The following is a 13,073-nucleotide window of genomic DNA, read 5'->3' as shown; positions in this document are numbered from 1 at the left end:
GCAGCACAAAAAAGAGACCAGGGAGACACCGATGATCGATCGCCGCAACGCATTGAAACTGGCGCTCGGCAGCGCCGCCGTGCTCGCGGCACCGGGCGTGCGCGCGCAAACCGACAAGGCGCGGACCCGCATCGTGTTCCTCGGCACCAAGGGCGGGCCGCGCGTCGGCAACGGCGCTTCGAACCCTGCCAATCTCGTCGTCGTCAACGATACCCCGTTCGTGATCGATTGCGGCATGGGCGTCAGCCGCCAGCTTGTGCGCGCGGGCGTGCCGATCCCGCAGGTCAAGTACATCTTCATCAGCCATCATCATTCCGATCACAATCTGGAATACGGCAATCTGTTCTACAACGCCTGGGCGGCCGGCCTCTCGACGCCGATCCATTCGTTCGGCCCCAAGGGCATCGAGGCGATGACCAAGGAATATTGGGAGCTGAACAAGTTCGACGTCGAGACCCGGATCGAGGACGAAGGCCGCCCGGACCCGCGCAAGCTGCTGATCGCGAAAGACATCAGGGACGACGGTGTGGTGCTGAAGACATCGGACGTCACCGTGACCGCGTTCCGCACGCCGCATCCGCCGATCACGGATAACTTCGCCTACAAGTTCGAGACCCCGGACGGCACCATCGTGTTCTCCAGCGACACCGCCTACAACCCGAAGCTCGCCGAATTTGCCAAGGGCGTCGACGTGCTGGTGCACGAATGTCTCTATGTCCCCGCGGTCGATCGCCTGGTCGCCACGACCAAGAACGGCGCCACGCTGAAGAAGCATCTGCTCGACAGCCACACCTCGACCGAGGACGTCGGCCGCATCGCAGCCGCCGCCGGCGTGAAGACGCTGGTGCTCAGTCACTTCGTCCCCGGCGACGATCGGCAGGTCACCGACGATGACTGGACGAGGGACGTGAAGAAGAACTATTCCGGCCGCATCGTGGTGGCCAAGGATCTAATGGAGCTGAAGCTGCCGGTGTGATCGGACAAATCATGTCGCGAGAATGCGGATTCATGACCACCTGCTGCGCAACATACTCGGTGCCGTCCCTGCGAAAGCACTAGTGCATCTACACGTTTGTCGGGCCATTTGCGAGGATTTGGAAGCGGGCCATTCCGGTGTGGAAGGTGATTGGTCCAGGTGGACGGTGGGAGGCGTAGCCGGTCCATCCGCCGAGTTTTGCGATGATCCATGCCGCCCAAGCAAGAGTGTTGGGGCGATGGTGGTTTTTCTGAAGCTCGGTGCGACCTTTCATGGTTTTGTTGATGGCCCTGAGCGTCTCGATCTCTTCTGCGGTGAAGACAAATTCAGCCGGCAATTCTTCGCCACTGTTGCGGGCCTGAACGAGTTGAATGACGATACATGCCGCTCTGGTGGCGACCGCCACGAGCTTGATCAGGCCTTCGGCGCTCTCGATCTGACTATCCTCGATGCGCAAACCCTGGCTCTTCAGCGAGCGAAAGAGTTGCTCAATGATCCAGCGCTGGCGGTACCAGGAGACGATCTGCCAGGCGTCTTTAACGGTGGCGACCGGATGAGTGGTCAGGAGCAGCCAGCGAATGGGCTCCGCACCTCTCGGCGGATGCAACTCGACCACTTCTACGAAGCTGAGTTTGATGCCCTCCGCCAAGTCGGTGACGCCGGGCCTCTGCGGCCGCTTGAGCACGACGGTTCCGAAGCGCATCGAGAGATGGGCCTGCCGGCCGCGCCGATCCATTCGCTGCGGCAGATCGATCACCGCGTTGTCGCAGAAGCGGCTCCGCTCGACCGCCTGATAAAGTGTGTCGCCATCGACCAGCGCATGGTCGTGCATGGCACGCGACAGAAGATGGACATTCTCAGCTGGCGTCAGCGCCCAGTGAGCAAAGAAATCCCCCTCGCGGTCGTTGACGACGGTGATCATGCGGGCATCTGCCAGGACGTCGCGGCCTTGCTCGGCGGCCGTCACCCAGCGCGCCGACTCCTTGTCGGCCAAGGCGCGCCGCTCATGCGGGATTTTTACCTTGCCTTTGCGCGTCCAAACGTTGCCGCCAGTAAGGCCAAGACAGACCCCGCTGTCGGCATCCACCGCCATCATCGCATGCAACAGCACGCCGCGAGCATTGCCCTTGCCGACTTTGCCCAGCCCGCGCCGCCGTCCCGCCTGGGTCTGGAACTTGACCTCGCTCGTATCCTGGATCGCCAGCACATGACGCCCGCTGACCGCAGTCCGCGTCTGCGTGTTCCAGCCCTCAATCAATTTATCGATCGTGACTTGGGGGTTGTTCACAAACCGCCAGAACGTCATATTGGCAGCCCAATCGCCCCGGGCCATCTGGCGCAAGCAGACGCTGCGCGTGCAAAGCATAGCCCGGAGAAGCGTCGCCCCCTTTTGTCGAGACGAACGTCCCCGAACTCACCCAAAGACAAATCCGGCTGCATCGCTGGCGCTCCTTCGAATCAAAGCGCCAGTGAGAGAATCATACAACATGCTGCAGAGACGCCACTTCTTGCTGCACCGAGTCAATCTGTCGCGCCCCAAAACCGTGTAGACACGCTAGTGCTTTCGCAGGGACGACATCTGTCGTGCGGCAGCACTCGCCACCAAATCAAATCATCGCACACACGACGGTAAGGCCGGCCGCGCTCAACCGTCACCTCACCCGACCGTCAATTCATCGCCCCGGAGCGAGGCGACGTGCGGCGCTTGTGTTTTGCGGCGGGCGCTGCGGGCGCCGGTGTCGCTTCCTTCGCCCCGCCGATCCTGCGCAGCGCGGCGTCGGCGGCGCGCTCGCCGCTGTCCCAGGCGCCGTCGATGGTGCCCCACAGCGTCTCATGGGTGGCCTCGCCCGCGAGATACATCGCGCCGATCGGCTCGGCCAGGATTCGGCGCGAGAATTGTGCGCCGGGTGCAGCAGCCGACATCGCGCCCATAATGAAGGGCTGCGCATTCCAGCGCGTCGCGCTGGTCTTCTTCACGGCGGCGCCGACCTCGCTGCCATAGAGCTTGGTCAGCCATCCCACTGCGAAAGCCGACATCGCCTGCTCGCCCTGCGCCGACAGGTCGCGGCCGAACGAGCCTGCGACGTCGATCGTACACAGCGAGGAGCCTGCAATATTGCCGTAGAGCAGCGCCGTCTTGGTCGAATTGCTCTGCTCGATGATGACGTCATCGCGCGACAGTCCGAGCGGATTGCCGGGGATCTGCAGCGCGATGCGATCGTAGCTGCCGAGGCTGAGCTTGGCGGCGGCATCGAGCGCGCGCTTCGGAAGCTCCGGCGCGAATTTGATATTGCCGCTCGCGAGCACGTTGCTCGACACCGTGACGATGGCGGCGCGCGCGGTGATCTTGCCGGAGGGCGTCTCGACCATGACGTCGCGATTGCTCCACAGGATACGCTGCGCCGGCGTCGACAGCGCCAGCGGCAGTCCTTCGCCGAGCTTTGCGATCAGCGCGCCGAGCCCCTGCCGGCAAGCGATCGCGGTGTTGCGATCCTGCGCGCGCACCTTGTCGACGGCGGAGAGATCCTTCAGATCCTTGCCGCAGAAATTGGGCCCGAGCAGGAATTCCGCGGTGCCGGCCCAATCGCCGAGATCCTTCGGCATCGCAGCGGCGCAGGCGATATCGGCCTTGCGCCCAGCGTCGTCGATGGCGCGATTGGCGCGCACCAGCGCCGCCAAAAACTCCTCGGTCTCGCCGGGGCGGGCATAGCGCCGGCCGATGCGAATCTTCTGCCCCGCAGGCGCCGTGACGATGTCGAGGCCCGCGGAGCGGGCCAGCCGGATCATCGGATTGGTCTCGGGATTGTGCATCCAGCGCGCGCCGCGGTCGAACGGCACGCCGAATGTCGATGCATCGGTCTGGCAGCGACCGCCGACCTGGCCCGCCGCCTCCACCACGATCACCTTGCGGTTGGCGGCAACGATCCGTCGCGCCGCGGCAATGCCTGCGGCCCCTGCGCCGATCACGACGATGTCGGCCTCGCGCGGCGGCGGCGCCGCAAGCACCCGGCCGCCCAGCGCAGGCACCAGCGCGAAGGCTGCGGACGCCGACAGGAAATCGCGGCGGGTCACGGTCATGACATAGCTTCTGGCATGGTTTCCGGGGACTTGCGGAGAACGGGAACGCTTCGCGAACTGTGCCGCATCTCACCGACCGCAGCAACCATCACGGTAAATCAATCATGATTGATCCGCCGATGGCATGAACTAAATTGCAACAGCTTGCGACCATGATTAAGTGAAACACAAGCGGTCATAGAACCGCTGGGGGAAATCCATGGGCGTAATGCTCGATACCGTCGGTAAATGGATCGCGGGGTACCTGCAGAAGGAAGTCCCCGGTTACGAGCCGTTCACGCCGAGCGACCCGGACCATCTGCGGAGCATCATGCAGCCCGGCGACGTGCTGCTGGTCGAAGGCAACAACCGGATTTCCGGCATCATCAAATACCTCACGCAGTCGACCTGGTCGCACGCCGCGCTGTTTGTCGGGCCGATCGACGGCGCGTTCGAGCCTGACGGCGAACAGCATGTGCTGATCGAGGCCAATATCGGCGAAGGCGTGACCTCCGCGCCGCTGTCGAAATATCTCGCCTACCACACCCGCCTCTGCCGTCCGGTCGGACTGTCGTTCGAGGACCGCACCACGGTGTGCCGCTACGCCATCAACCGCATCGGCTTCGGCTACGACACCAAGAACATCGTCGATCTCGCGCGCTATCTGTTTCCGCTGCCGATCCCGCAGCGCTGGCGCCGCCGCATGATCGCGTTCGGCTCCGGCGATCCGACCAAGATCATCTGCTCGGCGCTGATCGCGCAGGCGTTCGACGCCGTGCGCTATCCGATCCTGCCCAAGATCACGCGCGCCGCCAGCCGCAAGGCGCGCCGCGAGATCCTGCATATCCGCGATTCTTCGCTCTACATGCCTCGCGATTTCGACATCTCGCCCTATTTCGAAGTCGTCAAACCCACCATCGTGCACGGTTTCGACTATACGGCCCTGCACTGGGCCGACAAGCAGAAGCCGCTCCAGGAGGTGGCGGGCGAATTCGGTGTGTTTCCAGAACGTAAGTCGCCGCCGCTTGTTCCTGAAGCGACTGACGAAGAGACGGCGCTTCCGGCTGCGGAAATGACCGCGGAAGGTCGCGCGCCGGTGTGACGATCAGAACGTTGCCGCAAGCGTCAGCCGAACGGCAAGCGGCTCGGCAGGATGCACATGGCGGTCGGCGACGCCATCGATCGGCTCGCCCGGCAGCCGCGACAGATAGTAGTATTCGATCTGGTTGGTTTGCGCGTTGAAGAGATTGAGGACGTCGAGCTGCAGCCGCATCCCGTTGTCGAATTTGTAGCCGGCGCGGGCGTTGACGATGAATGACGACAGCGAGCGCACGCTGTCATCCTCGATCAGCGGGCGCGGGCCGAAATAGCGGGCGCGCAGGCTGCCGAACCAGCCGGTCTCGCGGCCGAAGGTGACGCCGCCGCTGGCGACCCAGGCCGGCGCACCCGGAATGAAATTGCCGGCCGGATCGACATCCGTGAAGCGGGCGCGGGTATAGGCGAGGTCGAAATCGAGGCTCACCCACGGCAAGAGCTTGTACTGGTTGGTCCACTCGACGCCGACGCGCCGGCTCGGCCGGCTCGGCTCGGTGGTGCCGGCATCGCCGACGAACAGCAGCTCGGAATCGAAATCGAGCACGAACACGGCGAGCGACGAGGTGAGGCCGTCGATCGCCCTGGTGCGGATGCCGAGTTCGGCGCCCTTCGAGCGCACCAGCAGCGGCACGCGCTCGAGCGGCGTCACCTTGTCATTGGGATCGACGGTGATGGTCGCGCCCCTGATGTCGTTGGAATGCAAGCCGAAGCCGGCATTGCCGTAGAACTCGGTCCTGGACCAGGGGCCGAGCACGATGCCGGCCTTCGGGCTCGTCATCGCCGCCTGGGCGTTGCCGGAATTCTGCGGCGTGTCGCTCAGCACATGGCCGGCAAAATAATCCTCGCGGATGCCGACCGTGGTGCGCAGCCAGTCGGTCCAGCGCGCGGTGGTATCGGCCCACAGCGCGACGCTACCCTCCTGCACCTGGTCGTTGCGCACGCTGGACAGGATCTCGCGCTGCACGGTCTTGAACAGACCGACATTGATGTCGTCGTAGCGGGTCTGCACGCCGACCCGGGTCTGCGTATCGACGCCGGCGAAACGAAGGTCGAAAGCATGGCTGGCGTCGAGGCCATAGACGGTGCGCCTGTCGGTCTGGCTGAACTGGTCACCGTTGACGGGGTCGTCGAGGAAATAGGTGAAGTTGTTGTCAAGCTGCAGCGACGAGCGGATCACATAGGCGTTGAGCTTGCTCTGCCCGTAGTCGCTGGACTGCGCCCAGTTGCCGGACAGGCTGAAGCGGCTGGCGGTGCCGCCATCGGTCGGATCGAGCGTGCCATAACGGCCGATCAGGCCCTGGTCGATCGCACGTTGCGCGACCTGGTCGGTCGAATTCCAGCCATTGGAATAGGCCATCGCGGTCAGCGAGAAGCCGTCGGTCGCGGTACCCTGGCTATAGCGCAGTACGCCGTTGAGCTTGCGAATGTCGTCGGGCACGTCCCACGGGCCATTGTATTTGTTGGCCTCGAAGGCTGCGAGCAGCGTGCCATCGCCGGCCTTGGCCGAGCTGGCTGTCATCGCGCGCAGATAGCCGAAGCTGCCAACCGTCAGCTCGGCGATGTTCTTCGGCAGTGCGTTCAGATAATTGATGTCGACCGCGCCGGCGGAAGCGAAGTCGCCCTTGTCCGCGTAGTATGGACCCTTGCGGACATCCATCGACCGGATCAGCTCCGGGATCAGGAAATTGATGTCGGCATAGCCCTGGCCATGACCATGGGTCGGCATGTTGACCGGCATGCCGTCGACGGTGATGGCGAGGTCAGTGCCGTGATCGAGATTGAAGCCGCGCAGAAAATATTGATTGGCTTTGCCCTCGCCGGAATGCTGAGTGACGATCAGACCCGGCACCACCTCCAGAACTTCGCCGACGCGCGAGATCGGCCGCGCATTCACCTCGTCGCCGCTAATCTGCCGCGCGCTGGCGGCGGTCGGTTGCAGATCGGACGCGGACACGGTCGCCGAGCCGCCGGTGATTCCGTCGCTCGCAGCGGTGGGTTGACTTGGTTGGAGCGCGGCAGGCTTGCGGCCGCCGCTGGCGACATGGCGCGGACGCCGGGACGGTCTGGCGTGCCTGGGTGGCGCCTGGTCCGGCGACGTTACCGTCACCGGCGGCAACTGGCCGGGCACGGTGGCGACCGCCTGCGCTTCGGCGGCCGGCGCAAATGCTGCAATGGACGCGGCGGCGGGAAATATCCGCCATGCAGTACGACGCAACGCCCATGCCCCCGCATGATACCTGTTACAGTCACGCGACGACCGCACCAGTCCAACCAACCTCGGCAAAGCGACGCTAGCAAGCACAGTATGACGTTACAAGAAAAATGTCATACCGCCAGGCAATCGAGCCACCACGGATAATCCATGCAACGCATCACCATCACCATCGAGGATGACCTGCTCGCGGAGATCGACGCCGCCGCCGAGGCGCGCGGCTATCAGAACCGCTCCGAGATCATCCGCGATCTCGCACGCGCCGGCTTGCAGCAGAGCGCGGAAGAGGCGCCGTCAGGGCAATGCGTCGCGGCGCTGGTCTATGTCTACGACCACGCCGCGCGCGATTTGTCGAAGCGGCTGGTGCAGAATTTCCACGGCCATCACGACCTGTCGCTGGCGACGCTGCATGTGCATCTCGACGACGACAGCTGCATGGAGGTGACGGCGCTGAAGGGTGCCAGCAGCGAGGTCCGCCATCTCGCCGATCACGTCATCGCCGAACGCGGCGTGCGTTACGGCCGCGTGGTGATGATCCCGACCGCCCCGGACAAGAAGCCGCGCAAGCGGGGGCACGGGCACGATTGAGAGCGTGTCGTCTCGTAGCCCGGATGGAGCGCAGCGAAATCCGGGAAGCTCCGTCTGCGGGCGAGGCCCCGGATTTCGCTTCGCTCCATCCGGGCTACGCAATGAATACGCTACGCCGCCCTCGCCTTGGTGCCGCGCGGCAGGCCGGCGCGGGCGAGACCGCCATAGAGCGCCTCGTTCGGCATCTCCGATTTCAGGATCGCGCGCACCTCGACCAGGCGATCGAGATCGATGCCGGTCGGAAATCCCTTGCTCTCGCAGAGAAAGACGAGGTCCTCGAACACGACATTGCCGGTGGCGCCCGGCGCGAACGGGCAGCCGCCGAGGCCGCCGAGCGAGCCGTCGAGCACGCGGGCGCCCTCATCGAGCGCGGCGGAAGCATTCGCGATGCCCATGCCGCGGGTGTCGTGCAGATGCACGCAGACCGGCTTCGATCCCGCGATCTTCACCGCGCCCCGCGTCAGCTCGCCGACCTGCTTCGGCCCGGCATAACCCACCGTGTCCGCAATCGCGACCATGTCGACGCCGACCTCGTAGAGCTTCTCGGTGAGGCGCAGCACCTCGTTCGGATCGACGGGACCGACGATCGAGCAGCCCAGTGCCATCGAGATCGCGGCATTGACCAGCGGCTTGTGCGCGCTGGCATCGCGCAGCTCGCAAAGCCGCTTGATGTTCCCGATCGCGGATTCGCGCGAGCGGTTGGCGTTGGCCTGGCTGTGCTCCTCGGTCGCCGATACCACCGAGGCGATCTCGGCAACGCCGGTGGCCAGCGCCTCGTTGACGCCGCGCTCGTTCAGCGCCAGCGCGACGCCGTGCGCCCCGGGCAGCGCGGCGATGGAGGCGACCACGTCGCGGACATCGACGAATTGCGGGAAGGTCTTGGCCGGCAGGAACGAGCCAACCTCGAAATGCCGTACGCCGGCGGCGTATTCATCGCGCACCCAGCGCTGTTTCGCCGCGGTCGACGGGAACGTCTTCACGAGTTGCAGCCCGTCGCGCAGGCCGACCTCTCGCAGGCTCACCTTGTCGCTCGGATAGATATCGTGGACACGGGTCATGTCAGCCTCATGCAGCGTTTCCGGTTGATGAAATCGTCTGTTGTGTGAGCTCGGCGCGCACCGCTTCGGTATCGGCGCCGAGCACCGGCACCTTCAGACCTTCGCCGATATTGCGGCCGTTCCATTCGAGCGGCAGCGCGGGGACGCGGAACGGCTTGCCGTCGGCGTTCACGTTGTTGACCAGCCCGCCGGGACGCAGCACATGCGGATCCCCGAGCAGATCCTCCGGCCGGTTGATCGGCGAGAAGCAGATGTTAAGCGCGTCGAGCCTCGCCGAGAGGTCCGCCACGTTCCAATCCTTGATCACCGCGGCAACGCGCGGAATGATCCGGTCGCGCGCCATGATGCGGTCCGTGGTCGAGCGCAGCGTCGGATCGTCGGCGAATTCCGTGAGGCCGAACTCGCGGCAGAAGCTCTGCCAATGACCTTCGGTGACGACGCCGATGAAGATGCGATCGCCGCCGGCGGTATCGAAGATGTCGTAGATCGGCCAGGCATGCTCGCGTTCCGGCATCGAGCGCGGCTTGCGTCCGGTCATCTCGTACTCGACCATGTGCTGGGCGACCAGGAACAGGCAGTTCTCGAACAGGCCGATGCGGATGTCAGCGCCGCTCCTGTCGCCGCCACGCTTCTGATAGAGCGCGGCGAGGATCGAGATCACCCCGAACATGCCGCCCATGATGTCGTTGGCGGAGGAGCCGACGCGCTGCGGCTTGTCGCGCGTGCCGGTCATCGCCGCGAGCCCCGACATCATCTGCACGACCTCGTCGAGCGCCGGCCGATGATCATAGGGACCGGACAGAAAGCCCTTGTGGCCGGCGATGATCAGCTGCGGATATTTTTGGCGAAGCTCCTCGGCGCCGAGCCCCTGCTTGTCGAGCTGGCCGTCGCGAAAATTCTCCAGGAACACGTCGGCGCTGGCAAGCAGCCGGTGCATCGTGTCGCGGTCCTCGGACTTGGCGAAGTCGAGCACCACGCTGCGCTTGCCGCGGTTGAACAGCGGGAAGAACGACACTCCCATGCCGCCGAGCGAACGGGTCTTGTCGCCAGCGGGCGGTTCGACCTTGATCACCTCGGCGCCGAGTTGCGCCAGGATCATGCCGCAGGTCGGCCCCATCACCATGTGGGTCATCTCGACGACCCTCACGCCTTCCAGCGGCAGTCCGTTCCCGGTCATCGGTTTCTCCGTGCTCGTTGCGCTCTTGTTCTGACGCGTTTCTTCACGCGAACCGGTATCCGCTTCGCTCGAAAACGCTTTGTGATCGGCGCAGGTTAGGCTTCCGCACGCTATCTGAAAAATATAATCTGTCGAATAGAGTATTCGTGGTTCTAGAACGCTGAACCCTCATGGATTCGCGCCAGCTTCGCTATTTCATCGCGGTTTACGAGCAGCGCAACCTGTCGCGGGCGGCGGATCAGGCCAACGTCGCGCAATCCGCGCTCAGCCACCACATCGCTAATCTGGAAGCTGAATTCGCCACGCCGCTGTTCGAGCGCAAGCCACGCGGCATGGAACCGACCGCGGCGGGCGAGCGGCTCTATGAACATGCCCGCATCATCCTGCGCGCGATGGCGGCGGCCGAGCGCGAGATCAAGGAAGGCGCCAGCGTGATCGCCGGCGATATCTCGATCGGCATGGCCAATTCCGGGATGAAGGCGATCGGCGTGCCGCTGATGCGCACCGTGCTGACGAAATATCCGAACCTGAAGCTGTCGCTGACCGAGAGTCTCTCCGGCGCGACGCTGCTGCATCTGCTGAGTTCCGAGGTCGACCTCGCGCTGGTCTACAATCCGCCGTCGGAAAAGGACTTGGTCGCCGAGCCGGTGCTGGAGGAACAGATGTTCTGCGTCGGCACCGAGAAGCTGATCGGGAAGAAAACGCCAATCACCTTCGAGGAGGTGACGCGGCTGCCCCTGATCCTGTTGCGGTACGGACTATCGGCGCGCGCGCTGCTGGATGATCCCGTGCTGCTGAAGCGGCTCGAGGCCAATGCGATCATGCATCTCAACTCGACCAGCGGCATGATCGGCGCGCTGACCGCGGGCTTGGGCTGCACGATCGCGACGACGCATTTCGTCAGCGAGCCATTGAAGGCACGATCGCTGGTCGCGCGCGAAGTCATCGAACCAAAACTGACCCGCACGCTCTATCTTTGCCGCTTGCGCAACCGCCCAATGACTTACGTCATGGAGGAGATGTGCCGCCTGATCCGCGCCCTGATCGCAGACCAAGTGGGCCGCGGCGCCTGGGAGGCGACGCTGCTGATCTGAATGTATGACCCAGTGGTTGCACAGGTTCAGTGTCGTCCCTGCGAAAGCAGTGACCCATAACCACCGAACCGCAAAGTTGCGCACCAGTGGGACGACGAGTCCCTTTCACGACACCCGCCGCGGAGTATGGGTTCCTGCTTTCGCAGGGGCGACAGTTGAACAAGCCGTTTGAAAGGTGAATCAATGCAACCCTCCCCCCTGAGTTCGAAAATATCGAACGATTCCTTCGATATGTTCGTCTGGATTTCTGGCTCCCGGCTGCCAAACATGCGCGACCGGCACGCCTTCGCAAGAAGGGCGGCCGTTGCACCATTCGGGGAGGACCATCATGAGCGCCGTCGAACTCGGCTCGGTCGCCGATCTCGCCACCACGACAAGCGGACCCGACCAGATTTCGCGACGGCTCGAGGCGCTGCCCACGTCCGGCTACGTCTGGCGGCTGGTGATTCTACTCTCGCTCGGCGGCTGCTTCGAAATCTACGACCTGTTCTTTACCGGCTATATCGCGCCGGGCCTTGCCCGCAGCGGATTGATGACCACGACGACGCAGGCGTTCTTCGGCTTCTCCGGGATCGGCGCCTTCGTCGCGGCGACCTTCGCCGGCCTGTTCGTCGGCACGTTCTGCCTCGGCTTCCTCGCCGATCGCTTCGGGCGCAAGGCGGTCTTCACCTGGTCGCTGCTGTTCTACAGCGCCGCATCCGTGATCATGGCGTGCCAGACCACACCCGGCGGCCTGCTGCTGTGGCGCTTCATCGCCGGGATCGGGATCGGCATCGAGGTCATCACCATCGACGCCTACATCACCGAGTTGGTGCCGAGCTGGATGCGCGGCCGGGCGTTTGCGATCAACCAGGCGGTCATGCTGTCGGCGGTGCCGATCGTCGCGGCACTCGCGTGGTGGCTGGTGCCGCTCTCGCCGCACGGCATCGACGGCTGGCGCTGGGTCGTGCTGATCGGCGCCGCCGCCAGCATGATCATCTGGGTGCTGCGGCTCTACGTTCCGGAAAGCCCGCTCTGGCTGGCCCGCCATGGCCGCGCTGCCGAGGCCGAGACAATCATGCGGACGCTCGAAGCCGCATCGCCGACGGCGGCGCCGCGCCCGACCGCGACGGCAGCGATGGCGCCGGCAGGTGCGCCGGCCGAGACCGGCTATGCCGACCTGTTCAGGCCGCCCTACGCCTCGCTCGTCGTGCTGTTCATGATCTTCAATCTCTGCCAGGCATTCGGCGTCTACGGCTTCTCCAACTGGGTTCCGGCGCTCTTGGTGCAGAAGGGCATCAACGTCACCAAGAGCCTGCAATATTCCTTCATCATCGCCTTCGCCTATCCGCTCGCGCCGCTCTTGGCCGCAACCTTCGCCGACCGCTTCGAGCGCAAATGGATCATCTGCGGCGCGGCCACCGCGATCTCGGTGTTCGGTCTCGCCTTCTCGCAGCTCACCGAGCCGGTGCTGCTGATCGCCAGCGGCGTGCTGGTGACGGGGGCCAACATGACGCTGTCCTACGCCTATCACGCCTACCAGACCGAGGTGTTCCCGACCGCGATCCGGGCGCGCGCCGCGGGCCTCGTCTATTCGATGAGCCGGCTCAGCGCGACCTTCTCCGGCTTCATCGTGGCGTTCATGCTGAAGGAGGCCGGCGTCGGCGGCGTGTTCGGCCTGATCACCGCGGCGATGGTCATCGTGATCATTGCCATCGGTGTCTGGGGACCGAACGTCCGCGGCAGGCCGCTCGACGCCTAGAGCATTTCGCTCGAAAACGCTCTCGCCGCGGCACAAACGGCACTTGCCGAAGCCATATTGGGTGTCTACCTCTCG

10 protein-coding genes are annotated in these 13,073 nt (G+C 64.4%); 5 read left to right on the top strand and 5 right to left on the bottom strand.

What is annotated here, in order from left to right; translation table 11 throughout:
- Nucleotides 1–31 precede the first annotated feature (31 nt).
- The gene (locus tag ACVMDN_RS37865; RefSeq protein WP_076833748.1) at nucleotides 32–976 is read left to right on the top strand and encodes an MBL fold metallo-hydrolase; all 945 of its coding nucleotides are present in this window, start codon (nucleotides 32–34) and stop codon (nucleotides 974–976) included.
- Nucleotides 977–1,064: 88 nt separating this feature from the next.
- Here ACVMDN_RS37865 and ACVMDN_RS37860 read toward each other — a convergent pair whose 3' ends face one another.
- Both ACVMDN_RS37860 and ACVMDN_RS37855 read right to left on the bottom strand, forming a co-directional pair.
- Nucleotides 1,065–2,309, bottom strand: a complete 1,245-nt coding sequence (locus ACVMDN_RS37860) for an IS4 family transposase (protein ID WP_253626092.1) — start codon at nucleotides 2,307–2,309, stop codon at nucleotides 1,065–1,067.
- A gap of 335 nt (nucleotides 2,310–2,644) precedes the next feature.
- A complete protein-coding gene (locus tag ACVMDN_RS37855) occupies nucleotides 2,645–4,054 on the bottom strand; it encodes a flavin monoamine oxidase family protein (RefSeq protein WP_076833746.1) in 1,410 nt (469 codons plus the stop codon).
- A 199-nt stretch (nucleotides 4,055–4,253) separates the two neighbouring features.
- Here ACVMDN_RS37855 and ACVMDN_RS37850 point away from each other — a divergent pair, with 199 nt between their 5' ends.
- On the top strand, nucleotides 4,254–5,135 hold the full coding sequence (locus tag ACVMDN_RS37850; protein ID WP_057020373.1) for a YiiX/YebB-like N1pC/P60 family cysteine hydrolase: 882 nt from the start codon (nucleotides 4,254–4,256) through the stop codon (nucleotides 5,133–5,135).
- A 3-nt stretch (nucleotides 5,136–5,138) separates the two neighbouring features.
- Here ACVMDN_RS37850 and ACVMDN_RS37845 read toward each other — a convergent pair whose 3' ends face one another.
- The gene (locus ACVMDN_RS37845; protein ID WP_244558981.1) at nucleotides 5,139–7,343 is read right to left on the bottom strand and encodes a TonB-dependent receptor; all 2,205 of its coding nucleotides are present in this window, start codon (nucleotides 7,341–7,343) and stop codon (nucleotides 5,139–5,141) included.
- 147 nt (nucleotides 7,344–7,490) lie between these two features.
- On the opposite strand from ACVMDN_RS37845, the gene nikR reads away from it, so the two are divergent.
- On the top strand, nucleotides 7,491–7,928 hold the full coding sequence (gene nikR / locus ACVMDN_RS37840; RefSeq protein WP_076833744.1) for a nickel-responsive transcriptional regulator NikR: 438 nt from the start codon (nucleotides 7,491–7,493) through the stop codon (nucleotides 7,926–7,928).
- Nucleotides 7,929–8,038: 110 nt separating this feature from the next.
- On the opposite strand, the gene ACVMDN_RS37835 is transcribed toward nikR, so the two are convergent.
- Both ACVMDN_RS37835 and ACVMDN_RS37830 read right to left on the bottom strand, forming a co-directional pair.
- Nucleotides 8,039–8,986 carry a hydroxymethylglutaryl-CoA lyase gene (locus tag ACVMDN_RS37835; RefSeq protein WP_076833742.1) on the bottom strand — a complete coding sequence of 316 codons (948 nt, stop codon included), beginning with the start codon at nucleotides 8,984–8,986 and terminating at the stop codon, nucleotides 8,039–8,041.
- A 7-nt stretch (nucleotides 8,987–8,993) separates the two neighbouring features.
- Entirely contained in the window at nucleotides 8,994–10,163 is a 1,170-nt protein-coding gene (locus tag ACVMDN_RS37830; RefSeq protein WP_076833740.1) for a CaiB/BaiF CoA transferase family protein, read from the bottom strand.
- A gap of 170 nt (nucleotides 10,164–10,333) precedes the next feature.
- Here ACVMDN_RS37830 and ACVMDN_RS37825 point away from each other — a divergent pair, with 170 nt between their 5' ends.
- Nucleotides 10,334–11,257 (top strand): LysR family transcriptional regulator, encoded by a 924-nt coding sequence (locus ACVMDN_RS37825; RefSeq protein ID WP_076833738.1) that lies wholly within the window; start codon nucleotides 10,334–10,336, stop codon nucleotides 11,255–11,257.
- Between the two features lie 328 nt (nucleotides 11,258–11,585).
- Complete coding sequence (locus ACVMDN_RS37820) at nucleotides 11,586–12,998, top strand: MFS transporter (RefSeq protein ID WP_076833736.1); 1,413 nt, start codon at nucleotides 11,586–11,588, stop codon at nucleotides 12,996–12,998.
- Nucleotides 12,999–13,073 lie beyond the last annotated feature (75 nt).

Source organism: Bradyrhizobium sp. USDA 4510 (assembly GCF_054059095.1).
This window is presented reverse-complemented; position numbering and strand designations above follow the sequence as displayed.